The 22695-nt window shown below is 60.3% G+C and carries 18 protein-coding genes, 1 tRNA gene and 1 riboswitch; of the genes, 14 read left to right on the top strand and 5 right to left on the bottom strand.

The window, feature by feature from the left end; all coding sequences use genetic code 11:
* Position 1 precedes the first annotated feature (1 nt).
* The 5 genes from ACI5GA_RS15315 to tagQ all read left to right on the top strand — a co-directional run bounded on the left by ACI5GA_RS15315 (position 2) and on the right by tagQ (position 7725).
* On the top strand, positions 2–3061 hold the full coding sequence (locus ACI5GA_RS15315; protein WP_421423236.1) for a serine/threonine-protein kinase: 3060 nt from the start codon (positions 2–4) through the stop codon (positions 3059–3061).
* The gene (locus tag ACI5GA_RS15310; protein ID WP_421423234.1) at positions 3061–3777 is read left to right on the top strand and encodes an ABC transporter ATP-binding protein; all 717 of its coding nucleotides are present in this window, start codon (positions 3061–3063) and stop codon (positions 3775–3777) included. The genes ACI5GA_RS15315 and ACI5GA_RS15310 overlap by 1 nt, the downstream gene beginning before the upstream one ends.
* A complete protein-coding gene (locus ACI5GA_RS15305; protein WP_421423232.1) occupies positions 3777–4979 on the top strand; it encodes an ABC transporter permease in 1203 nt (400 codons plus the stop codon). The genes ACI5GA_RS15310 and ACI5GA_RS15305 overlap by 1 nt, the downstream gene beginning before the upstream one ends.
* Complete coding sequence (locus tag ACI5GA_RS15300) at positions 4972–6699, top strand: formylglycine-generating enzyme family protein (protein ID WP_404636900.1); 1728 nt, start codon at positions 4972–4974, stop codon at positions 6697–6699. The genes ACI5GA_RS15305 and ACI5GA_RS15300 overlap by 8 nt, the downstream gene beginning before the upstream one ends.
* 84 nt (positions 6700–6783) lie before the next feature.
* A complete protein-coding gene (tagQ, locus tag ACI5GA_RS15295; protein WP_404636898.1) occupies positions 6784–7725 on the top strand; it encodes a type VI secretion system-associated lipoprotein TagQ in 942 nt (313 codons plus the stop codon).
* 60 nt (positions 7726–7785) lie between these two features.
* Here the strand turns inward: tagQ and ACI5GA_RS15290 are convergent, their stop codons facing one another.
* Together ACI5GA_RS15290 and crcB are read right to left on the bottom strand one after the other, a co-directional pair.
* A complete protein-coding gene (locus ACI5GA_RS15290; RefSeq protein ID WP_421423229.1) occupies positions 7786–8079 on the bottom strand; it encodes a hypothetical protein in 294 nt (97 codons plus the stop codon).
* A gap of 184 nt (positions 8080–8263) precedes the next feature.
* Positions 8264–8641, bottom strand: a complete 378-nt coding sequence (gene crcB / locus ACI5GA_RS15285) for a fluoride efflux transporter CrcB (RefSeq protein WP_404636896.1) — start codon at positions 8639–8641, stop codon at positions 8264–8266.
* A 76-nt stretch (positions 8642–8717) separates the two neighbouring features.
* A riboswitch (Fluoride riboswitch) is annotated at positions 8718–8781 on the bottom strand.
* 136 nt (positions 8782–8917) lie between these two features.
* Between crcB and ACI5GA_RS15280 the strand changes: the two genes are divergently transcribed.
* The gene (locus ACI5GA_RS15280) at positions 8918–9646 is read left to right on the top strand and encodes a DUF4431 domain-containing protein (protein ID WP_421423227.1); all 729 of its coding nucleotides are present in this window, start codon (positions 8918–8920) and stop codon (positions 9644–9646) included.
* Positions 9647–9847: 201 nt separating this feature from the next.
* Here the strand turns inward: ACI5GA_RS15280 and ACI5GA_RS15275 are convergent.
* Positions 9848–9924: transfer RNA gene (locus tag ACI5GA_RS15275), tRNA-Arg, on the bottom strand.
* A gap of 340 nt (positions 9925–10264) precedes the next feature.
* On the opposite strand from ACI5GA_RS15275, the gene gabD reads away from it, so the two are divergent.
* The 3 genes from gabD to ACI5GA_RS15260 all read left to right on the top strand — a co-directional run bounded on the left by gabD (position 10265) and on the right by ACI5GA_RS15260 (position 14672).
* Positions 10265–11707, top strand: a complete 1443-nt coding sequence (gene gabD, locus ACI5GA_RS15270) for an NADP-dependent succinate-semialdehyde dehydrogenase (RefSeq protein WP_404636892.1) — start codon at positions 10265–10267, stop codon at positions 11705–11707.
* Between the two features lie 297 nt (positions 11708–12004).
* A complete protein-coding gene (gene gabT / locus ACI5GA_RS15265; protein ID WP_404636890.1) occupies positions 12005–13288 on the top strand; it encodes a 4-aminobutyrate--2-oxoglutarate transaminase in 1284 nt (427 codons plus the stop codon).
* Positions 13289–13451: 163 nt separating this feature from the next.
* On the top strand, positions 13452–14672 hold the full coding sequence (locus ACI5GA_RS15260) for an HDOD domain-containing protein (RefSeq protein WP_404637022.1): 1221 nt from the start codon (positions 13452–13454) through the stop codon (positions 14670–14672).
* A 108-nt stretch (positions 14673–14780) separates the two neighbouring features.
* Here the strand turns inward: ACI5GA_RS15260 and ACI5GA_RS15255 are convergent, their stop codons facing one another.
* Both ACI5GA_RS15255 and desA read right to left on the bottom strand, forming a co-directional pair.
* A complete protein-coding gene (locus tag ACI5GA_RS15255) occupies positions 14781–15752 on the bottom strand; it encodes a GGDEF domain-containing protein (protein ID WP_404636888.1) in 972 nt (323 codons plus the stop codon).
* 141 nt (positions 15753–15893) lie between these two features.
* Positions 15894–17078 (bottom strand): delta-9 fatty acid desaturase DesA, encoded by a 1185-nt coding sequence (desA, locus tag ACI5GA_RS15250; RefSeq protein ID WP_404636886.1) that lies wholly within the window; start codon positions 17076–17078, stop codon positions 15894–15896.
* Positions 17079–17255: 177 nt separating this feature from the next.
* Between desA and dibA the strand changes: the two genes are divergently transcribed.
* The 5 genes from dibA to cysW all read left to right on the top strand — a co-directional run bounded on the left by dibA (position 17256) and on the right by cysW (position 22695).
* Positions 17256–19172 (top strand): phosphodiesterase DibA, encoded by a 1917-nt coding sequence (gene dibA, locus ACI5GA_RS15245; RefSeq protein ID WP_421423224.1) that lies wholly within the window; start codon positions 17256–17258, stop codon positions 19170–19172.
* A 195-nt stretch (positions 19173–19367) separates the two neighbouring features.
* Complete coding sequence (gene oscA / locus ACI5GA_RS15240; RefSeq protein WP_108237597.1) at positions 19368–19550, top strand: sulfur starvation response protein OscA; 183 nt, start codon at positions 19368–19370, stop codon at positions 19548–19550.
* A 195-nt stretch (positions 19551–19745) separates the two neighbouring features.
* Positions 19746–20756, top strand: coding sequence for a sulfate ABC transporter substrate-binding protein (locus ACI5GA_RS15235; RefSeq protein ID WP_404636882.1), 1011 nt, complete (start codon positions 19746–19748; stop codon positions 20754–20756).
* Between the two features lie 234 nt (positions 20757–20990).
* The gene (cysT, locus tag ACI5GA_RS15230; protein WP_404636880.1) at positions 20991–21812 is read left to right on the top strand and encodes a sulfate ABC transporter permease subunit CysT; all 822 of its coding nucleotides are present in this window, start codon (positions 20991–20993) and stop codon (positions 21810–21812) included.
* 10 nt (positions 21813–21822) lie between these two features.
* The gene (cysW, locus tag ACI5GA_RS15225; protein ID WP_404636878.1) at positions 21823–22695 is read left to right on the top strand and encodes a sulfate ABC transporter permease subunit CysW; all 873 of its coding nucleotides are present in this window, start codon (positions 21823–21825) and stop codon (positions 22693–22695) included.

Genomic DNA, 22695 nt, shown 5'->3' with positions numbered 1-22695 from the left:
CATGGACATACTGATTCCCGGATTCGACATCGAAGGCGAGATTGGCGAAGGCGCCATGGCCACGGTCTATCTCGCCACACAACGCTCTTTGGAGCGCAAGGTGGCGTTGAAAATCATGGCCGCTGCGCTGGCTGCCGATTCGACGTTCTGCGAACGCTTTCTGCGCGAGGGCAAGACGCTTGCGCGCCTGTCACACCCGCACACGGTCACCATTCACGACATCGGCAATGTCGGCGACCTGTATTACATGGCGATGGAATACCTGCCCAACGGCACGCTGAAAGAGCGCATCGCCAGCGGCTTGAGCGCTGAGCAAGGCCTGACCTACATTCGCCAGATCGCATCGGCGTTGGGGTATGCCCATGCCGAAGGGCTGGTGCACCGTGATGTGAAGCCTGCCAACATCCTGTTTCGCGCCAATGGCTCGGCGGTGCTGTCGGATTTCGGCATCGCCAAATCGCTGGATGACCGCACCCAGTTCACTCAGGCGGGTTTTGCCGTCGGGACCCCGAGTTACATGAGCCCCGAGCAGGCTCGGGGGCTGGAAATCGACGGTCGTGCTGATTTGTACGCCCTTGGCGTCGTGCTCTACGAAATGCTCGTTGGCAAACTGCCCTACAACGGCACTGACGCACTGTCCACGGCCCTCGCGCACCTGACCGAGCCGTTGCCGGAGCTGCCGATTCACCACGGTCGCTATCAGCACATCCTCACCAAACTGCTGGCCAAGGACCGCGAAGAGCGTTTTGCCGATGCAGCCGAGCTGATCGCGGCGCTGGATGCTTTACCGCCCGAAGACAGCGACGCTACGCAGATCCGCATGTTGCCGCTGCCGCCTGCCGATTTTCAGGCGAGTTCAACGCCAAAGAATGATCTGGCAGGCCTTACGCCGGTTTCCATCGAAATCCCCGACTCGCCCCCTGTGCAAACCGCGCCGCCACCACGGCCCACGCCGGTGCTGGAAACGTCCAGCGCGTCCGAGCAACGCAAGGGGCCTGTGCTGGCCTTGTTGGGCGTCGCGATTGCCGCCGCGTTGGGGCTGGGCATCGGTGCCTATTGGTGGATGGGCGACAACACGCCCGCCGCAGCTTCTACGACTGCGGCCAGTCATGCAGCGCCTGCCGCCACTGCGCCTGTTGCCCCCGAAAAAACACTGGCTGCCACGCCTTCGGTTCAAACCCCGGTGACAGACGCCGATGGCGGCAATCGTCCGCTGTTGATGGCGAACAAGAAGACCCTGTTTCAGCGCGTGTTGAGCAAACCCGGCGCCCAATACGCGGCAGAGGCGGGTGGAACAGGCGATCAGGTGCTTCCGGCGTTTTCGGTGCTGTACGTTTACCAGCGCAAGCACCTGAGTGGCAGCGAGTGGCTGCTGGTTGGCGCTGCCAGTGACGGGCACAGCGAAGGCTGGTTGCCTGCCGATCAGGTCAGCGACTGGAAGCAGAGTCTGGTGCTCAAATTCAGCGAGCGCTCTGGGCGTGCTCCGGCGATGTTCCTGCGCGAACCCGGCCCGTTGGAAAAGCTGCTGAACGACCCGGCAGCGGCCAAAAAACTGCTGCTCAACGCGCAGAAAAACGCCGATGACAGTCATCAGGTGTTGGCCCTTGAGCCTGCTGCCAGCGCGGTGCCGCAGAATCAGTTTTATTTGCTGCCGATCTTCGACGCCAAGGAAACATTCGACCAGAACGCTCAGCCCGTTCAACTGCTTAACGTCGCCTCCATTGACCCCGGCAACACCCCTCAGCGCACGGCATCCGGCGAGGCGATCAAGACTGCCGCCAGCAAAGATGCTTTCCGCACGGGGGTGGTGCTGGTGGTCGACACGTCGGTGTCCATGCAGCCCTACATCGATCAGGTACGCGACGTGATCGCCGAGTTGCAGAACCAGATCGGCAAGCGCGGCGAACTGGACAGCGTCAGCTTCGGTCTGGTGGGCTTTCGAAACAACGTCAGCAAGACGCCGGGCCTGGAATACCTCACCAAGACCCTGATCACACTGGATCAGGGCCGCGATCCGCAGCGTTTTCTGGAGCTGGCGCGGCAGGTCAAAGCCACCAACGTGTCCAGCCACTCCTTCAACGAAGACGCTTTCGCCGGGGTGATGCAGGCCGTCAACGGTATGGATTGGTCGGGTTACGGCGGACGGCTGATTCTGCTGGTCAGCGACGCCGGCTCGCTGCGTAAGAACGACCCTTTCAGCAGCACGCAGATGAACGAGGCCGAGGTGCGTCAGGCCGCGTTGGGCAAGCAGATCAAGATCTATGCGCTGCACCTGAAAACCGATGCGGGCAAGAAGAATCACGCCTTCGCCGAGCAGCAATACCGCACGCTGACCGCCGACGCCAACCCGCAGATCGGTGATCTGTACGTGCCGGTGCCGGGGGGCGATGTGCAGAAATTCGGCGAGCGGGTCTCGGAAATCGGCTCGGTGTTCGCCGATCTCGTCCATCAGGTGCGCAGCAACCAGCCGCAGGTCGCACCTTCGCTGCCGTCGGCGCCAAGCGTGGCCGACAAATCGGCCGCCATCGGCTACGCGATGCGCATGGACTTTCTCGGCCAGCAAACCGGGGTGCGCGCGCCGCAACTGGTCAGTGCATGGACGGCAGATCGTGACCTCACCAACCCCGCGCAACCGGAGTTTCAGGTGTGCGTGATGCTCAGCAAGTTGCAGCTCAATGATCTGCAACAGTCGCTGAAACTCATCGTCGATGCGGCGCGCAAGACACAAAGCTCGCCCAAGGATTTCTTCCAGGAAATCGCCAGCGCCAGTGCCTACATGAGCCGCGACCCGTCTGCGCTGCGCAAGGGTGGCAACCTGGCGCAGAGCGGCGTGCTGGGTGAATACCTGGAAGGGCTGCCGTACCGCAGTAAATCGCTGACGATGACCCAGGATTTGTGGCTGTCGCTGAGCGTGGCCGAGCAGGAGGACTTCATCGACGAACTGGATTCCAAGATTCGCCTCTACGAAACCTTCCACAACGATCTGGCCAATTGGGTCCGTTTCGGCGATGCCGAGCCGGGTGATGCGTTATATCGCGTTCCGTTGTCGACGTTGCCGTGATGATGAGCCTGCGAGCGGTGCGCAAGACGCGGGGCGAGGGCAGCCAGCGTTTCAGCCTGGTGATCCCGCGTCTGGAGCTGGGCGTGGGCGAGCAATGGGCGCTGATTGGCCCCAGCGGTTGCGGCAAAAGTACCGTGCTCGACCTGCTCGCGTGGGTGCTCTCGCCTGACGCAGCTGAGTGTTTCGATTTCTTTGTCGATGGTGATCATGTCGATGTCGCCGGGCTGTGGCGTGACACCCGACAGAGCGAGCTGGCGCAACTGCGCAGCCGCCAGATTGGCTATGTCCTGCAAACCGGTGGGCTGCTGAGCTACCTCGATGTGCGTGCCAACATCGGCCTGTCACGCCGGTTGCTGGGCATGAGCGATGACGGCACGGTCGAGCGTCTGGCGGCGCAATTGGAAGTTGGCGAACAACTGGGCAAAAGGCCCCACATGCTGTCGGTGGGCCAACGGCAGCGAGTCGGATGCGCAAGAGCGTTGGCGCACAACCCTCGATTGCTGCTGGCCGACGAACCCACTGCGGCGCTGGACCCGCTGAATGCCCTGCGCGTCATGCAGTTGTTGCTGAGCCGTGCCCGTGAGCAGGGAGCGTGCTGCGTGATCGCGACTCATGATGAGGTGCTGGCGCTGGAAATGGGATTGCGCCCGTTGCGCATCGTCTGTGTTCGCGACGAAGACGGCGGTGTGACGGCCACGTTGGAGGTCGAACACTGATGCGTATCACGCTGGTGATGTCCCTCGCCTTGCAGGATTACCGCGCCGATGCGCGGCTCTCGGCCTGCACCGTGTTGGCATTGGTCGCCGTGATCGCGCCGTTGCTGGTGTTGTTTGGGTTGAAGTTCGGTCTGGTAGGAAGCCTGACTGAGCGCCTTGAGCGCGATCCCGCCGTTCGCGAGGTGATTCCCATGGGCGGCGGTCGCTTTAGCGCCGCTTTTGTCGACGCCCTGACGAAACGACCCGATGTCGCGTTCGCTCTGCCGCGCACCCGACAGATCGCCGCCACGGCGGATCTGTCCGTGCCTGCGCAGGGGCAGGTGGTCAACGTTGAGATGATTCCCACCGCCATTGGCGATCCGCTGCTGGGCACGGCATCGCCGCCCGCTGGTGTTGATCAAATTTTGCTCAGCCAGACCGCTGCCGAAAAACTCGGCACTCAGGCCGGTGACTGGCTCGACGCTGCCTTCACTCGCCAGGTTTCAGGGGTGACACAGGTGCAGCGCACGCGTTTGCAGGTTTCGGCGGTGTTGCCGTTGGAAGCCTTTGGGCGCGATGCCCTGTTTGCGTCGATGGCGCTACTGGAGGCCGTCGAAGATTACCGCGACGGTCGTGCGGTTGACGCATTTGGCTGGCCGGGCGATGCGCCTGCGGTTGATGAGCAGCGCGTGTTCCCGGCATTCCGTCTCTATGCCCGCACGCTCGACGACGTCGAGCCGCTGCGTCGTTATTTCGCCGATCAGCATCTGCTTGTCTCGACGCAGGCGCAAACCATCGCGCAGGTGCAGTCTTTGAGCCGCAACCTGACCCTGGTGTTCTGGATCATTACCGCCCTCGCTGTCCTCGGCGCTGTCGCCGCCGTTATCGCGGGCGCGCTGGCAGCGGTCGAGCGCAAGCGTCGCGAGCTGTCGGTGTTGCGATTGTTGGGCTTCAGCACAGGAGCGCTGCTGCTGTTCGTCATCCTGCAAGCCCTTTACAGCGGCGTGCTCGCGACGGTCATCAGCTTTGTGCTCTACGCGCTGGCCGAGCGCGGCCTCAATCAATTATTCGTGCAGGTGCCGGGGGAGTACGCCAGCCACCTGCTGTTACGTCATTACTGCGTGGCCGTGCTGGCTGTGCTCGGTGCCAGCGCTTGCGCTGCGGCATTGGGCGGCTGGCGTGTGGCGCGCATCGACGCTTCGGAAGGATTACGAGATGTCTGATTGGCGCTTGATGGCCCGAGCGGCAGCTGTCGCGTGGGCGTGTTTGAGCCTGTCGTCGTTGGCGCTAGCGGCTGAGGACAACACGCTGGATAACCCCAAGCCGCTTGCGGACGACGTTGTGTTGCCGCTGCCGTGCGAGGGGGAAATGGTGTTTCGTTACGTCTACGTGCTGGCGCAAGGTTCGCTGGATGATCGCGAGGTCAGCCTGGGATACCCGTTCAGCGAAGGCGAAGCGGGCTACAAGCAGTCGTTCATTTCTGGCTATCGCCGCGACTTCATCAACGGCCAGTTCACCTTGAACGACCTGCCCGGCGACTGGCGCAAGACCATTGGCCCGCAATTACCGGAAACCGACGCCGCCACGCCGCTCAAACCGATGCTGTATTTCATCGGCAAGTACGAAGTCACGGCGCGGCAATACGCGCAGGTCATGTCCCAGGCGCAATCGCTGGCCAGCGGCGAACCGGCCCCGGCCTGCGAAGCGCCGGAAGGCATGATCGGACGGCTGCCCAAGGTCAAGCTGTCGCGCTTTGAAGCCGAGCGCTTTTCGGCGGTCTACAGCGCCTGGTTGATGAAGTACCACCGCGACCTGCTGCCCATCAGCGGGCGCGGCAAAACCGATGACGACGGCGGCGTCGGATTCGTGCGCCTGCCCACCGAAGTCGAGTGGGAGTACGCCGCGCGAGGTGGTCAGGCCGTGAGCCGTCAGGAGCTGGAAGGCCGCCTGTTCCCGCGTCGTGTCGAAGGCAGCGAAGAAGACGGCCCGTTGAGTGACTGGGCGGTGTTCAATCAGGTGGCGGGGGGCACTGGCCAGGCCGCGCGACTGATGCCCATTGGCACTAAATTGCCCAACCCGATTGGCCTGTTCGATGTGATCGGCAACGCCGCCGAAATGGTTCAGGAGTCGTTCCAGTTGGTTCACGCCGGGCGTCGTCAGGGCACCTACGGCGGCTTCGTGGCCAAGGGCGGCAATTATCTGGAAGGCGAGGGCACGCTGTTCACCGGCATGCGCCGCGAGTACCCGCTGTTTGCCGCCGACGGCACCGAGCAGAGCAATGAAACCACTGGGTTCCGGGTCGCCATCGGCGCGTTGTCTGCCCCTCGCTCTCGCTATAAAGAGCTGTTCGAGCAGTGGCAGAAAGAGGGGCGACTGGCCTCTCTCACCGATGCCATTGACGACGCTCAAGACCCGACCAAGCGGCTGGACACCATCATCGCGGCCAGCAGCGACCCTCGCCTTCAGGCCGAGCTGGGTCTGGTGAACGAAGAACTCAAGCGCAACGTCTCGCTGATCGCCCAACAGCGTGAAGAAGCGGCGGGCAACCTGATTCAGTCTTCGGCCCTCGTCGCTGAAACCATCAACAACTACAACATTCGCCTGACCAACCTGCGCAAAAGCCAGAAGCAGGCGGCGGATGCCAAGGACGAGGCCAGCGCCAAGCTGTTTGCGGGTGCCATCGCAAACGGCACCAGCGCACTGGACGGCGCGGTGGCCATCTACATCGACAACCTTGCGACCGGCACGCGCTACACCGACGCGGTGATTCAGGCGCAGTTCCAGCGGGTCAAGGAAGAACTCAATCGCAAGCCGGTGCTGGGCAAGAGCCTGGTCGCCCGGGCCACGTTATTCGTTCGTCATGTGAGCAACTACCGCCAGCAGAAGCGGGCGGACCCACAGGCGATTCTGAAGGAATTGCTCGCTTCGGCCGCGCAGCCATGACGGCCGTCGCCCAGCGAGCTTAAAGGGAGTCCGGTCAGGCATGTGCCCTGCCGGCGTTGTAAAACCAAAAAAGAGAGCATCACCATGCAGTTATCCCGTAACCCTGCTGTTAACACTGTGGTTTCGAACTTCAATTGCCGTGGGCTAGCGTTGGTTGTCGCAGGATTCAGCTTCGTGCTGATGGCGGGATGTGCCAACTCGCCGGTTTCCAAAGTAGGCGCGACCACCAAGGTCGAGTACTACCCGACGTGCTATGAGCCGGTGCAGCACTTGCGTCAGACCGACTCTGACGTGAGCAAGTCGGTGCTGGGGGGCGCTGCGGTGGGCGCCTTGGGCGGCGCGTTGGCCGGTGCACTGGTCGGCAACTCCGAAGATCGCGCACGCAACGTTGCCATTGGCGTTGCAGGGGGCGCGCTGGTCGGCGGCGCGGCGGGTTACTACACCGAGAAACAAAAGCAGATCGCTGACGACAATCAGCGCATCGGCTCCTACGCCACCGACATCGACAAGAGCACGGCGGACATCGACCGCAGCGTGGGCTACGCCAAGGCGTCGCAGTCGTGCTACCAGAGCGAGTTCACCAAGCTGGTCGAAGGGCGCAAGGCGAAGACTATCAACGACACCGAAGGACGCAAGCGTCTGGCTGAAATCGTCGCGGGCCTGAAAGAGTCCAACGACCTGATCACCGCGGTGAACGGCAAGGCCGGTGAAGACATCAACAACTACACCCAGGCCTACGAAAAAGACCTGCAAACTGTGGGCGTAAAACGTGCGGACGTCGCGACCGTCGCCGCTGCCGACACCACGACAACCACCACCACGACCAGCAAGAAAAAGGCTCCGGTGAAGAAAAAGCTGCCGACCGTGCCTCAAGAAGCGGTCAGCACCGAGAAGACCTTGCAGGACGCCAAGGCCAAACAGGCGGCGAGCCAGCAGGTGGCAGCCACCGGTCAGTCGCAGGTCAACGCCATGTGCAAAAACCCGGACCTGGGCGACTGGGCACCAGTGCCTTGCCCGAATGTGTGATTGAGCGGGTTTGAGTAACGAGAAAACCGGCCCTGTTCGATGAGCAGGGCCGGTTTTTTTTCAGAACAGACCGACGAGGTAAATCGCGCCGCCGCCCCGGCCTGTAAACCGGCGTTGACGCCCGCCATGACCAGCGTGCCCTTGGTCGATTGCAGCAATTGACGCTGCATCACCAAAGGGCCGAGCACAGCGCCCACTGGCGTGGTATTGACCGCCATGGTGCTTTTGCGCGTGTGAGAGAAAACCGTGACGCTCGCTGTCCAGATAACCGGCGACGGCCAGCAGCACGACACCGATCAGGGCAATCAACAGACCTTGCACACGATCGGCGCGGGGAGTGGAAGAGGGGCTCATGCTGTATTCGTTCGTCCTTGAAGAAGTGATCCATGACGCAGAGTGAGGCTCCGCACGGCTGTCAGAATCGCGCCTTGGCTGACGCAAATCCCTTCGCTGTTTCGCACGATGGGCCGAAATATAGAGTGACAAAACGACCCACCGCAAGGCGTGGCAAATGGTCTGCTAGCTTTGACGCCACCTCTCAATCGAACGCGTTGATCAGCGCATAACCGGCGAACGTCATCAGCAACGAACCCACCACGTGAGTGGTAATGGTCGCCGCAGCCCAGCCCGGACGACCGTCTTGCAGCATGTACACCACCTCGGCAGAGAACGTGGAAAAGGTGGTCAGTCCGCCGCAGAAACCAGTGGTAACGAACAAGCGCCACGCCGGATCGAGGCTGGGCGTCTTGAGGAAAAAGGCCATCGCCGCGCCAATCACGAACCCGCCGATCAGGTTCACCAGCAACGTGCCCAGAGGAAGGTTGGGAAAGGCCGTGTTGAATTTCAGGCCGATGGCCCAGCGCAACACACAACCGAGACTGCCGCCAACGATGACGGCCAACAGAGATTTGTACATGGGGTCTATCCAGAGAGTCGGAAATAACCCGCTGGAAGAGAAAAGCAAGGCGATAGCCTACGCACCCCTCCAGAGGGATCGCGTAGGCATCATCAGCCCGAAGGCGGTTAATAAGGAGGAATGCCATCTCCTGAGCGCGCCATGCTATGCCATCAAACGGCCATTTCTCAAGGGGCATTGCCGGATTGCGCGTGTCGTTCATCTAAAGCTGGCGCCTGTCAGAGATTTCTCTAACCTCTCATCATCGATCCTGAAGTGCTGTCGGAAACTTCCTCAATGACCACCATCTCTCGTTTTCACCTACCGTTGATACTCAGCCTCTGGCTTTCGCTTTTTGTCACCGCGCAGGCCAGCGAGTGCAACCAGTACGAACCGGCCGACACCACCCTCAGCGGCACCTTGACGCGGCAGGTCTTCCCCGGCCCGCCCGGCTTTGAAGACGTCGTCACTGGCGATGAACCACAGGTCGGCTTTTACCTCTCGTTGTCCGAGCCACTGTGCATGAAAGGCAACGAAAACGAAGGCGACATCAGCGTCGAAGACAACGAAACCCTCGTCCAACTGGTCCTCCAGGCCACCGACTACGACAACCTGCGACCCTACCTCGACCAACCCGTCGTGCTCAAAGGCACCCTGTTCGGCGCCGAAACCGGCTTTCACCACACCCAGGTGCTGATGCAACAAGTGCAACTCATCAGCGGCATGGCCGCCGCGCCGGTCGACTGCGAACTGCTGAACCAGAAAATCGGCATGCAGGAAGAAACCTACACCCCGCCCCTCCAAGGCAAAATCATCGGCGGCAACGCCTGGATCTACCAAGCCCCCCAATCCACCTGCACCCACAAACGCGAGTTCGTTAAGGCAGGCACCGCCGTGAGCGTCACCTCAGTGGCCAGTGGTGGATGGGTGCGAGCGGAAGTCACCGGGAATGACGGCAAGACCCAAGCAGTGTGGCTGGATCAGGCGCAGGTGGTGTTGGGGTTGGGGGATGGGGAGCAGGAGTAGAGGGAGGGCACAGGCTTTGATGATCTGGTTGATTTTCTGAGCTGCCTGTACGGCAGCTCAGAAAAATCGATGTTCGCGTCTGCGTTACGACGAAACGTTCACTGCCGCACAGGCAGCCCAAAAACAAAAAAGCCCGCGCATCGCGGGCTTCTTTCTATCAAGCAGATTCTCAGAACGTCTCGCACGCGCTGAAATCAAAAATGGCGCACTTGGCGGGATTCGAACCCACGACCCCTGCCTTCGGAGGGCAGTACTCTATCCAGCTGAGCTACAAGTGCAACGCGGGCGCCATGATACTCATCTGGCCTGCGTGCGTCCATGCTGGCGAACGACTGTTGTTGATTTCGCACGTTTCCAGATGTTGGAGGTGACGTTGATCAGAATTTTTCGCCAATACGACAATCAGCGTTCTTTTTTTCGAACGGACTATTGTCCTTTACCCCTGTTGTCCCTAGGATTCGTTTGAGATTTCAAACGCTCCCGTTCGGTCACTCGCGCCTTTCGCGATCCGTGCGTGCGGGGCCCGGCGAATGTTTTCCTGACGGCAGCCTTGTTCAAGGCGCCTTTGAATAATCAATAATTCGCTCCGCCTTGCGCGGTGCTGTTTAGGAGGCCGACATGCAGCTCAAAGATTCGAAGTTGTTCCGCCAGCAGGCGTACATCAATGGCGCCTGGGCTGATGCCGACAGCGGCCAGACCATCAAGGTCAACAACCCGTCGACCAACGAAATTCTGGGCACCGTGCCAAAAATGGGTGCTGCCGAAACCCGTCGTGCCATTGAGGCCGCGGACAAAGCCCTGCCAGCCTGGCGTGCCCTGACCGCCAAAGAGCGTGGCGCCAAGCTGCGTCGCTGGTTTGAGTTGATGATCGAAAACCAGGAAGACCTCGGTCGCCTGATGACTCTGGAGCAAGGCAAGCCGCTGGCCGAGGCCAAGGGTGAGATCGCTTACGCTGCCTCCTTTATCGAGTGGTTCTCTGAAGAGGCCAAGCGCGTTTACGGTGATGTGATTCCGGGCCACCAGCCTGACAAGCGTCTGATCGTCCTGAAGCAGCCAATCGGCGTGACCGCTGCGATCACCCCGTGGAACTTCCCGGCGGCGATGATCACCCGCAAAGCCGGTCCTGCACTGGCCGCCGGTTGCACCATGGTGCTCAAGCCTGCTTCGCAAACTCCGTATTCTGCGCTGGCGCTGGCTGAGCTGGCCGAGCGCGCTGGCATTCCTGCCGGTGTATTCAGCGTTGTCACTGGCAGCGCGGGCGACATCGGTACCGAGCTGACCAGCAACCCGATCGTGCGCAAGCTGTCGTTCACGGGTTCGACCGAAATCGGTCGTCAGCTGATGGCCGAATGTGCCCACGACATCAAGAAAGTCTCGCTGGAGCTGGGCGGTAACGCTCCGTTCATCGTGTTCGACGACGCGGATCTGGATAAGGCCGTCGAAGGCGCGATTGTGTCCAAGTACCGCAACAACGGCCAGACCTGCGTGTGCGCCAACCGTATCTACGTGCAGGACGCCGTTTACGACGCGTTCGCCGAGAAGCTGCAAGCTGCTGTGGCCAAGCTGAAAGTCGGCGATGGTCTGGCCGAAGGCACCACCACTGGCCCGCTGATCGATGGCAAGGCTGTGGCGAAAGTCCAGGAACACATTGATGATGCCCTGAGCAAAGGCGCGAAAGTCCTGACCGGCGGCAAGCTGATCGAAGGCAACTTCTTCGAACCGACTATTCTGGTCAACGTGCCGAAAAACGCTGCCGTCGCCAAGGAAGAGACCTTCGGCCCGCTGGCGCCGCTGTTCCGCTTCAAAGACGAAGCTGAAGTGATTGCGATGTCCAACGACACCGAGTTTGGTCTGGCGTCGTACTTCTACGCCCAGAACATGAGCCGCGTGTTCCGCGTGGCCGAAGCGCTGGAGTACGGCATGGTGGGTATCAACACCGGCCTGATCTCCAACGAGGTCGCGCCGTTTGGCGGTGTGAAAGCGTCGGGCTTGGGCCGTGAAGGCTCTAAATACGGCATCGAAGATTATTTGGAAATCAAATACCTCTGCCTGAGCGTTTGAACCTGCTGCGCTCGGTGAGGCTGCGTTGGCAAGGTTCGAAAAAATACTCATTGGCTGCAGCCAACTCCGTTTTTTTCGAACCTTGCCGCCTTGCCTGACCGTCGCTCGCAACGCTTCAAATAGAGGTGGAAGATTCAGCCCGAAGGGCGCGAGAGCGACGCTTTGCGGGTTTTTGTTGTAGAAAAACTATCTGGTGGCCGGGAGGCCGCGGCAGTCGATCATCGTATGCTGCCGCTGTTGACCCCCGCCGCTTCATCCTTGAACCACGCCGCCCGATGAGCGGTGAATGAGGAAGTCATGAGCAAAACCAACGCATCCCTGATGAAACGCCGCGAAGCCGCTGTACCCCGTGGCGTTGGTCAAATTCACCCGATCTTCGCCGATACCGCGAAGAACGCTACCGTTACTGACGTCGAAGGTCGTGAGTTCATCGACTTCGCGGGCGGTATTGCGGTACTGAATACCGGTCACCTGCACCCGAAAATCGTTGCTGCGGTACAAGAGCAGCTGACCAAGCTGACCCACACCTGCTTCCAAGTGCTGGCGTACGAGCCGTACGTTGAGCTGTGTGAAAAAATCAACGCGCGTGTTCCAGGCGACTTCGCCAAGAAAACCCTGCTGGTGACCACCGGTTCCGAGGCGGTCGAAAACGCCGTCAAGATCGCCCGCGCCGCCACCGGCCGTGCTGGCGTGATCGCTTTCACCGGCGCTTACCACGGCCGCACCATGATGACCCTGGGCCTGACCGGTAAAGTCGTGCCGTACTCCGCAGGCATGGGCCTGATGCCAGGCGGCGTTTTCCGCGCTCTGTACCCGAACGAGCTGCACGGCGTCAGCATCGACGATTCCATCGCCAGCATCGAGCGCATCTTCAAGAACGACGCCGAGCCACGTGACATCGCTGCGATCATTCTTGAGCCGGTTCAGGGTGAAGGCGGTTTCTACGTCGCCCCGAAAGCCTTCATGCAGCGCCTGCGCGAGCTGTGCGACAAGCACGGCATCCTGCTGATCGCTGACGAAGTGCAGACCGGCGCTGGCCGTACCGGCACTTTCTTCGCCATGGAGCAAATGGGCGTTGCGCCTGACCTGACCACCTTCGCCAAATCCATCGCTGGTGGCTTCCCGCTGGCCGGTGTGTGCGGCAAGGCCGAATACATGGACGCCATCGCCCCGGGCGGTCTGGGCGGCACCTACGCGGGTAGCCCGATTGCTTGCGCCGCTGCCTTGGCGGTCATGGAAGTGTTCGAAGAAGAAAACCTGCTGGACCGCAGCAAGGCTGTGGGTGAACGTCTGGTCACGGGCCTGAAAGCCATCCAAGCCAAACACCCAAGTGTGATCGGCGACGTTCGTGCTCTGGGCTCGATGATCGCCATCGAGTGCTTCGAAAACGGCGACACTCACAAGCCAAACGCGGCTGCCGTGGCTTCGGTCGTTGCCAAGGCGCGTGACAAGGGGCTGATCCTGCTGTCGTGCGGCACCTACGGTAACGTGCTGCGCGTTCTGGTTCCGCTGACCTCGCCAGACGAGCAGCTGGACAAAGGCCTGAAGATCATCGAAGAGTGCTTCGCTGAACTGGCTTGATGCTCCAGCGGTCAGGTCGCAATTGATCAAATTGTGACCAGTTCGTCAGAAAAAACCTGCTTCGGCAGGTTTTTTCGTTTATTGACGTCAGAAAACGCGCTTTTGCCCTGTCTCACTCGCCGGTCTTTGACTAATGTACGAAGACTGATGCCGGAGAGTCATGATGACCGTTGTAGAGGCGCCTTTAGTTCCTCGTGTGTTGATCGCCGAGGCGGACCCTTGGGCCCGCGAAATGCTCAGTGAGTTGGTGCTGGATGTGCGCTGTGATGCACAGCTTGATGTGTGCCTGGACGGCAAACAGGCTGTGGAACTGATGCGCGGGTACATTCCAGACTTGGTGATTGCGTCCCGCGAACTGCCGGGCGTGGACGGCCTGAGCCTGTTGCGAGGTGTAAGGCTGCTCAAGCGCCAGCCTGCCGTGCGTTTCATTCTGCTGAGCAATCGCAACGACAGCGCCAGCGTACGCGAAGCCGTGCAATTGGCCCCCACCGCATACCTGACCAAACCCCTTAATATCGACAACTTGCGCCAACGGTTGGAAAACCTGCTGCTCAAGGATGGCGCGCAAGTGGCGTGTGAGGTCCCGGCACTGGCCCCAGGCGTCGGGTTGGATGCCTTTCTGGAGAAACGCCGTGAACTGGCCGATGGCGGCCCGCTGTATGTCGATGTGCGTGATGTGCTGGCGCGCAGCCGCAGCCCGGCAGGCGTTGATCTCAAGGTACTTGAGCGCGAGTTGATCGAAGACCCCCATGTCACTGCTGTGCTGATCGCGGCGGCCAACAGTGCGTCGCAGCATCAGGGCAAGCCGCAGCAGACGCTGGTGCAGGCGCTGAACGTTCTGGGCGGCGCGCAGAGCACCAATCTGATTCAGGGGCTGGCGCTCAAGCGTGGGGCGATATTGACCGACGAAGCCCTGATTCTTCAGGCGAGCCAGATTTGGGACGTGTCTCGTCGCACGGCGGGGTATGCGCGGATTCTGGCGCGCACGCTGGATCTGGATCACGAGCGCTGTTATTGCGCGGGGCTGCTCAGGGGGTTGGGTGATCTGTCGGTCATACGCTGCCTTCAGGAGTGGCGTCAGGCGGGGGGCACGCTGGATGACGCGACCATCGCTCACGCCCTTGAGCAATATGCCGCTGCGTTCGGTTCGGCGTTGCGCACCCGCTGGCGTCTGCCGCTGGAGTTGCGCGAGCTGATCGCGGCCGTTTACCAGTACAACACCGGGGTTTACACCCGTGAGGTGTTGGCGATGAATCTGGCAGGGCAGATGGGGCGACTGGGGCAGGAAGACCCGCTTGAAGCGCTGGCCAAGAGCAAGTCGGCGCGGCTGTTGAAGGTCAATGCGTCGGATCTGGAGCGGGTGCGTAATAAGTTGGTCGCTTGATTACGTCTTCAAGACGGGACGCAAACTTGTGGGAGCCGGCTTGCTGGCTACCACAGGGATAGCAGCGCGTCAGGTGAGTTTGCAGTCACACGCCACTCAAGGGCAGATTTACACCAACACAATCTGATTCTTGCCCTGCCGCTTGGCTTGATACATCGCCGCATCCGCGCGGGCGAAGAGGGCTTCGAGGCTTTGGTCCTGTTTGCCGAGGTTTGTCAGGCCCTGGCTTGCGGTAATCCCATACACCTTGTCGTCACGCTGAAAGGTCAGGCGCTGAATTTCACGTTGCAGACGCTCGGCGATCTGTTTGGCCATGTCGGGTGCGCAGCCGACGAAAACCGCCGCAAATTCCTCACCGCCGATACGCCCGAACAGGTCGCCACGGCGCAGCGTATTTCGCCCACATTCGGCAATGCGTTGCAGTACAACGTCGCCTTCCTGATGGCCCCAGGTGTCGTTGACCATTTTGAAGTCATCGACGTCGAGCAACAGAAACGCCATCGGTGTGCCCTGCAAACGGGCTTGCTCGAACTCGCGTTGTGCGCATTCGAAGAAATGCCGTCGGTTGCTGCTTTGGGTGAGGACATCGGTGGTCGCCAGACGCTGCAATTCGTCTTCGAGCTGTTTCTTCTCGGTGATGTCTTCGGCAATGCCGACCACGATCAGACGCTGATCGGCCTGGTGGCTGACGAAGCACTTGTCACTGAGCCAGCGCACCTGCCCGTCCGCGCGGATGATGCGGTATTCGCGATCCTCGATGGAGCCCTTTTCCAGCACTTCACTCAAGCTGCGCTCGGCGTAATCCAGATCGTCGGGGTAGATGCTGTCACGCCACTCGCCAAAGTCGGCGAGCAACAGACCGGCCGAGCGACCGAAGATGCGCTCATAAGCAGGGCTGACGTAAACCATGCGCTGGGTCTGCCAGTCGAAGGCCCATAACACGGCGTTGACGCTGACCAGCAAGGAGCTGAACAACTGCTCCCGCTCACTCAGGCGCGCGACTTCCGCCTGGGCGTGCATCAGGGCCAGAAGGGTTTCAGCGGAGGCTGGGGTGTCGAGCGCGGATTTATTGTTGTCCATGAGCACGGCATCTCAAAATAAGGTGCGGCGCACAGCCACAACGTGTCACACAGCATAGTGCGAAGGTGCTAATGAGATAGGTGTAGTGGCACTTAGTTCCGACAGGCGCACATCCATCCGGATGTGCGCCGATCAACGGCATCAGCCGTGGTGGGGGCGTAGCGAGTAGGATTTGAGCTGATCAGCGAAGTCGCGCAGGGACTGAATACCGCTGGCTTCGGCTTCGTGCACCCAGTCCTTGATCGCGGCGAGCATGTCGTGGCCGTTGCTGCTGGTGCGTGCCCAGATCTGTTGCAGGGCCAGGCGCTTTTCATAGATCACCTTCAAGGCCTGGCTGTGCTCCAGCATGGTCTGGATGCGCACCTGATGCTTGTCTTCAAGCAGGCTGGTTTCCCGGGACAACAGGCGTTTGGCGCGGCGGAATTGATGACGCACCGATGCATCGGCCTTGACCAGTTCCTGTTTCACCAACGGCGCGATCACCAGCTTGCGGTACTGCGCCATGATCTGGAACCGGTTGTTGAGAATGGCCATGGCGGTGTCCATGTCCACGTGGCCCTTGCCTTCGACCCGATGGGCAATGGGCGCAACCCGCTGCACCTTGGCCAGACGCAGCCAGGTGAACACCTTGATCCACGCCCAGCCCATGTCGAACTCCCAGCGCTTGACCGACAGCTTGGCCGAGTTGGGGTAGGTGTGGTGGTTGTTGTGCAGCTCCTCGCCGCCGATCAGGATGCCCCACGGCACCAGATTGGTCGCGGCGTCACGGCATTCGAAGTTGCGGTAGCCGACAGCATGGCCCAGGCCATTGACCACACCGGCCGCCCAGAGCGGAATCCAGATCATCTGGATGGCCCAGACCGTGATGCCGATGACGCCGAACAGCGCCAGGTCCAGCACTGCCATGATCGCAATGCCCAGTTTCGGGTAGCGCGAGTACAGGTTACGTTCGATCCAGTCTTCGGGGCAGTTCTTGCCGTAGATGCGCAGTGTGTCCGGATTTTCCGCTTCGGCGCGATACAGCTCGGCGCCTTTGCGCAGTACGGTAGACAAGCCCTTGATGACCGGGCTGTGCGGATCATCTTCGGTTTCGCATTTGGCGTGATGCTTGCGGTGGACGGCGGTCCATTCGCGGGTGTTCTGCGCCGTGGTCAGCCACAGCCAGAAACGGAAAAAGTGCTTGAGCCCGGCATTCAGCTCCAGTGAGCGGTGCGCGGAATAGCGATGAAGATAGACTGTGACGCTGACGATGGTGACGTGAGTCATCGCCAGAATGACTGCGACCAATTGCCAGACGGAAAGGTCGAGTAGACCGTTGTTCCACATAGGCTGAGTTGCCCTCGGTTGTAACGCATCGGGAGTGCAGGGCCTATGCGACGGCCCTGAGATGGCAACGCGCATTATCACTTAGCCATCTGATAAAAACAGTCCGCGTTTGAGATAAGCGTCGCAGGATGTTTCTTACTCTATAATCCCGTCCATTCGTAAGGCTTTTGGTTTTCCATGTCAGCGATTACCCGAGATGCGCTCAAAACCGCACTGTTGTATGGGCTGCTGTCGATTTTCTGGCTGGCGTTCAGCGACTACGCGTTACCCCATTTGATCGATGACCCGGTCCGGTTGGCCCGCGCCCAACTGATGAGCGGTTATGGGTGGCTGGCCATCAGTGGCGTCTGCATCTTTCTCGCCCGCGTCCGATTGTCACGGCGGATAGGGATGGGGCCTCGGCGTGATGAAGACATTCAGCGCCTAAGGCTCGCATCGGCGGTGTTCGACAGCACACTGGAAGGTGTGCTGGTCACCGACGCCAACGGTGTGATCGTGCACGTTAATCGCGCGTTCATGCAAATCACCGGTTACCGCCAGGACGAAGTGCTGGGCCTGACGCCCAACAAGTTCAAGTCCGGGCGCCACGGCCCGGAATTCTACGAGCGCATGTACAAGACCATCCTCAGCGCCGGACAATGGAGTGGTGAAATCTGGAACCGGCGCAAGAGCGGCGAGGTCTATCCGCAGTGGCAGAGCATTCGCTCCATCAAGAACGATCGGGGCGAGATCACCCATTTTGTTGCGGTGTTCTCCGACATCACCACCGTCAAGCATTCTGAGCGAGAACTGGCCCATCTGGCCCACTACGACGCGCTGACCGGCCTGCCGAACCGCCTGTTGTTCACCGACCGTGCCGAGCAGGCGCAGAGCCACGCCCGGCGTCACAAGCAGAACCTGGCGTTGCTGCTGATCGATCTGGATCATTTCAAACACATCAACGACAGCCTAGGGCACAACATGGGCGATGAAGTGCTCAAGGCGGTCAGTGGGCGCTTGAGCAGCCTGTTGGAGAAGGGCCTGACGCTGGCTCGCCTGGGCGGGGACGAATTCGCGGTGCTGGTGGAAAGCCCACATCATGCAGTTCAGGCGGCAGAGCTTGCGCAGACCATGTTGGACCGATTGCGTGAACCGTTCGTGATCGACGGGCAGCAACTGTTCCTCACGGCGAGCATCGGAATCAGCCTGTTTCCCAGCGATGCGCTGACGGCCGAACAACTGCTGCGCAATGCAGATGCAGCGTTGTTTCAGGCCAAAAGCCAAGGCCGTGAAAGTTACGCGCTGTACACCGCGCAACTGACGGCGCACGCCCAGCGTCGTGTGGAGCTGGCCAGCGAGCTGCGCCGGGCCATTGAGCACGATGAGCTGAGGGTGTTTTATCAGCCGATCCACAATTTGCAAACGCGCCGTATCGAAGGCGTCGAAGCGTTAGTGCGTTGGCAGCATCCGCAGTTGGGAATGGTCTCGCCGGGGGAGTTCATCCCGATTGCCGAGCAGAGTGGGCTGATCGCTGACATCGACAACTGGGTACTCAGCGAGTCCTGTAGGCAGATGCGTCAATGGCTTGATACGGGCATTAAGTTGTCCTTCGTGGCCGTCAACGTATCCAGCCGCTTGTTCAGCCGTGGCGATCTGGAGCGGCGTGTCGCACAAGTATTGAATGAGACAGGGCTGGCGCCGGGATTTCTGGAGTTGGAAGTGACGGAAAGTGCCGTCATGGATGACCCCGAGCAGGCCATTGAGCAAATGCACCGCTTACGCGAGTTGGGGCTGAAACTGTCCATTGATGACTTCGGCACGGGCTATTCGTCTCTGCTGCGGCTCAAGCGCATGCCGGTGCAGAAGCTGAAGATCGATCAGGGCTTCGTCGCCGGTCTGCCTGAAGACGATGACGACATTGCCATCGTCCACGCGATCATCGCCCTTGCTCGTGCCATGGGCATGCGGGTGCTGGCCGAAGGTATCGAACACGCTGATCAGGCGGGCTTTCTGCTGAAAAACCACTGCGAGTTGGGGCAGGGCTACTGGTTCGCCAAGCCCATGCCCGCCGAGCAGATCGACTGGCAGCATGCGCCGGTCTTTGCGGCGGTTTGAGTCTTGGAGCGATGATCGTCAAATCTGTGGGAGCGCGGGCGTCGAGCATGTGATGGGTTTACAAATTCCATTCTGTTATATCTGCATTCTTAAATAGTATTTTTAAGAATATCCCTCCCTCTCTAATATCGCTCCCACGCCACAAGCAGCCGATTCCCACCGCCGCTGCGGGCAACCCTTTCAAGGAGCACGATCATGAGCGCATCTCTACGTAGCGTCGACGGCCAGGACGAAGCAAGCATTCTGCGTGAAATTCAGAGCGCGTTGCGTGACCTGCGATTTGGCGCGGTTGAAATCACCGTACACAACGCACAAGTGGTCCAGATCGAGCGCAAGGAAAAATTCCGTTTGCAGAACCCAGGCAAACAGTCGAACTGAGTCACGCACGACCCCCGTAGAAGCGTGGTTTTGCCCGCGATCGGCGACATCGTCGTCGTAAACTCTGCCAGTGTGGCCTGCTGGTGCACCGCGTTTACCGGTTTACGACTGCTTCGCAGTCGATCGCGGGACAAACCACGCTCCTACATAAAACTAGAAAAACGCCAACAACACCGATTTCCAGGAGCTTGATTCATGTCCATTCGCCGTTATGCGCTGGCCGCACTCGCCAGTGCCGTGTTTGCCGGTTCTGCTGTTGCCAAGGATTACACGCTGCTGAACGTGTCCTACGACCCGACTCGCGAGCTGTATCAGGACTACAACGCTGAGTTCGCCAGCTACTGGGCCAAAGCTCACCCTGGCGACACCGTCAAAATCAACCAGTCCCACGGCGGATCGGGCAAACAAGGCCGTTCGGTGATCGACGGCTCGCCAGCGGACGTGGTGACCCTGGCACTGGCCGGTGACATCGACGAAATCGCCAAACTGGGCAAGTCCCTGCCGGTCGATTGGCAAAAGCGCCTGCCGGATGCCAGTACGCCGTACACCTCGACCATCGTGTTCCTGGTGCGCAAGGGCAACCCGAAAGGCATTCATGACTGGGCAGACTTGATCAAAAAAGACGTGTCGGTCATCACCCCTAACCCTAAAACCTCTGGCGGTGCCCGCTGGAACTTCCTCGCTGCTTACGCCTACGGCCTGAAAGCCAACGGTGGCGACGAGACCAAGGCCAAGGCCTATATCACCGAGCTGTTCAAGCACGTTCCGGTACTGGACACCGGTGCTCGCGGCGCAACCATCAGCTTCGTGCAGAACAACCTGGGTGATGTGCTGCTCGCTTGGGAAAACGAAGCCTTCCTGTCGTTGAAAGAAGACGGCGGCGCGGACAAATTTGATATCGTCGTGCCATCCTTGTCGATTCTGGCTGAGCCACCGGTTGCTGTGGTCGACAAAAATGCCGAAAAGAAAGGCAACACCGAAATCGCTACCGAATACCTGAAGCACCTGTACAGCAAGGAAGGCCAGGAAATCGCGGCGAAGAACTTCTACCGTCCTCGTGACAAGGAAGTGGCGGCCAAGTACGAGAAGCAATTCCCGAAACTGGATCTGGTGACCATCGACAAGGATTTCGGCGGCTGGAAATCGGCTCAGCCTAAATTCTTCGACGATGGCGGGATTTTCGACCAGATTTACGTACCGCAGTAATTACGGCGGAGGACGGCTCGCTACTTCTTTTCATGAGATGCAGTGAGTTGTAGGAGCCGGCTTGCTGGCGAAGGCGTTCGGTCTGACGCTGCTTTGTTGACTGGTACACCGCTTTCGCCAGCAAGCCGGCTCCCACAGAGTTCGTCGTGATCTGCTAGATTTTGCGGCGCTTTTAAAGGCCAAGTTAAAAAACCCGGACCCGCTCCGGGTTCCGTGTATAAACCAAGGACACTTATGTCTCGACGCATATCCCCCGTCATACCCGGCTTCGGGCTGACGCTGGGTTACACCTTGGTGTACCTCAGCTTGATTGTGCTGATACCGCTTGCGGCCATGTTCATCCACGCCTCCCAACTGAGCGCCGCGCAGTTCTGGGGTATCGTCACGGCACCTCGGGTGCTGGCCGCGCTCAAGTTGAGTTTCGGCACGGCGTTCTACGCGGCGATCATAAACGGCATCATAGGCACGCTGCTGGCCTGGGTGCTGGTGCGGTACACCTTTCCGGGGCGCAAGATCATCGATGCAATGATCGACTTGCCATTCGCCTTGCCCACCGCCGTCGCCGGTATTGCGCTGACTGCGCTGTACACCCCGACCGGTCTGGTCGGCCAGTTCGCGACGGATCTGGGCATCAAGATCGCCTACACCCCTTTCGGTATCACCCTGGCGCTGACCTTCGTCACCATGCCGTTCGTGGTGCGGACGGTGCAGCCGGTGCTGGCCGACATCCCCCGTGAAGTCGAAGAAGCGGCAGCCTGTCTGGGTGCCAAACCGATTCAGGTGTTTCGTCACATCCTCGTTCCTGCCTTGTTGCCTGCCTGGCTGACCGGTTTTGCACTGGCCTTTGCGCGTGGCGTGGGCGAGTACGGTTCGGTGATTTTCATCGCAGGCAACATGCCGATGAAGACCGAGATCCTGCCACTGCTGATCATGGTCAAACTCGACCAGTACGACTACGCGGGCGCGACGTCCATCGGCGTGCTGATGCTGGTGGTGTCGTTCATTCTGTTGCTGCTGATCAACATTTTGCAGCGCCGTATCGAAACCCCGAACTGAGGAGGCGCTTATGTCCGGTCCATCGCTTATTGCCGCTTCCTCCGCCAATGCTGCCCGTCGGGGCAGCGCGGTGTCGCGGCGCATTCTGATCGGCCTTGCGTGGCTGGTCTTTGCGTTATTTTTGCTGTTACCGCTGTTTGTCGTGGTCAGCCAAGGCCTGAAAGATGGCATTGGCGGATTCTTCACGGCGATTCTTGAGCCGGACGCCCTGTCGGCGCTCAAGTTGACCATTTACGCCGTGCTGATTTCGGTGCCGCTGAACGTGGTGTTCGGTGTCGCAGCCGCCTGGTGCGTGAGCAAATATTCGTTCCGTGGCAAGGCCCTTCTGGTCACCCTGATCGACCTGCCGTTTTCGGTGTCGCCGGTCATCGCCGGTCTGGTCTACATCCTGATGTTCGGCGCCCGCGGCGTGTTCGGGCCGTGGCTGCAGGATCACGATATCCAGATCGTGTTTGCCTTGCCGGGTATCGTGCTGGCGACCATTTTCGTGACCGTGCCTTTCGTGGCCCGCGAGCTGATCCCGCTGATGCAGGAGCAGGGCACGCAGGAAGAAGAGGCGGCGCGCTTGCTGGGCGCCAACGGCTGGCAGATGTTCTGGCATGTGACTGTGCCCAACATCAAATGGGGCCTGATCTACGGCGTGGTGCTGTGTACCGCGCGGGCGATGGGCGAGTTTGGCGCGGTGTCGGTGGTCTCCGGCCACATCCGCGGCGTGACCAACACCCTGCCGCTGCATGTCGAGATTCTCTACAACGAGTACAACCACGTGGCTGCATTTGCCGTGGCGAGCCTGTTATTGATCCTTGCGCTGTTCATCCTGCTGCTCAAGCAGTGGAGCGAAGCGCGCATTAGCCGTCTGCGCCAAAGCGCGGCGGAGGAATAA

This window comes from Pseudomonas sp. Pseu.R1 (genome assembly GCF_045764065.1).
In the GTDB taxonomy this organism is placed as follows: domain Bacteria; phylum Pseudomonadota; class Gammaproteobacteria; order Pseudomonadales; family Pseudomonadaceae; genus Aquipseudomonas.
This window is presented reverse-complemented; position numbering and strand designations above follow the sequence as displayed.

Coding starts and splice junctions, on each gene's coding strand:
- ACI5GA_RS15315 (WP_421423236.1), top strand. CDS start 2: ATGGACATACTGATTCCCGGATTCGACATCGAAGGCGAGATTGGCGAA.
- ACI5GA_RS15310 (WP_421423234.1), top strand. CDS start 3,061: ATGATGAGCCTGCGAGCGGTGCGCAAGACGCGGGGCGAGGGCAGCCAG.
- ACI5GA_RS15305 (WP_421423232.1), top strand. CDS start 3,777: ATGCGTATCACGCTGGTGATGTCCCTCGCCTTGCAGGATTACCGCGCC.
- ACI5GA_RS15300 (WP_404636900.1), top strand. CDS start 4,972: ATGTCTGATTGGCGCTTGATGGCCCGAGCGGCAGCTGTCGCGTGGGCG.
- tagQ (WP_404636898.1), top strand. CDS start 6,784: ATGCAGTTATCCCGTAACCCTGCTGTTAACACTGTGGTTTCGAACTTC.
- ACI5GA_RS15290 (WP_421423229.1), bottom strand. CDS start 8,079: ATGAGCCCCTCTTCCACTCCCCGCGCCGATCGTGTGCAAGGTCTGTTG.
- crcB (WP_404636896.1), bottom strand. CDS start 8,641: ATGTACAAATCTCTGTTGGCCGTCATCGTTGGCGGCAGTCTCGGTTGT.
- ACI5GA_RS15280 (WP_421423227.1), top strand. CDS start 8,918: ATGACCACCATCTCTCGTTTTCACCTACCGTTGATACTCAGCCTCTGG.
- gabD (WP_404636892.1), top strand. CDS start 10,265: ATGCAGCTCAAAGATTCGAAGTTGTTCCGCCAGCAGGCGTACATCAAT.
- gabT (WP_404636890.1), top strand. CDS start 12,005: ATGAGCAAAACCAACGCATCCCTGATGAAACGCCGCGAAGCCGCTGTA.
- ACI5GA_RS15260 (WP_404637022.1), top strand. CDS start 13,452: ATGACCGTTGTAGAGGCGCCTTTAGTTCCTCGTGTGTTGATCGCCGAG.
- ACI5GA_RS15255 (WP_404636888.1), bottom strand. CDS start 15,752: ATGGACAACAATAAATCCGCGCTCGACACCCCAGCCTCCGCTGAAACC.
- desA (WP_404636886.1), bottom strand. CDS start 17,078: ATGTGGAACAACGGTCTACTCGACCTTTCCGTCTGGCAATTGGTCGCA.
- dibA (WP_421423224.1), top strand. CDS start 17,256: ATGTCAGCGATTACCCGAGATGCGCTCAAAACCGCACTGTTGTATGGG.
- oscA (WP_108237597.1), top strand. CDS start 19,368: ATGAGCGCATCTCTACGTAGCGTCGACGGCCAGGACGAAGCAAGCATT.
- ACI5GA_RS15235 (WP_404636882.1), top strand. CDS start 19,746: ATGTCCATTCGCCGTTATGCGCTGGCCGCACTCGCCAGTGCCGTGTTT.
- cysT (WP_404636880.1), top strand. CDS start 20,991: ATGTCTCGACGCATATCCCCCGTCATACCCGGCTTCGGGCTGACGCTG.
- cysW (WP_404636878.1), top strand. CDS start 21,823: ATGTCCGGTCCATCGCTTATTGCCGCTTCCTCCGCCAATGCTGCCCGT.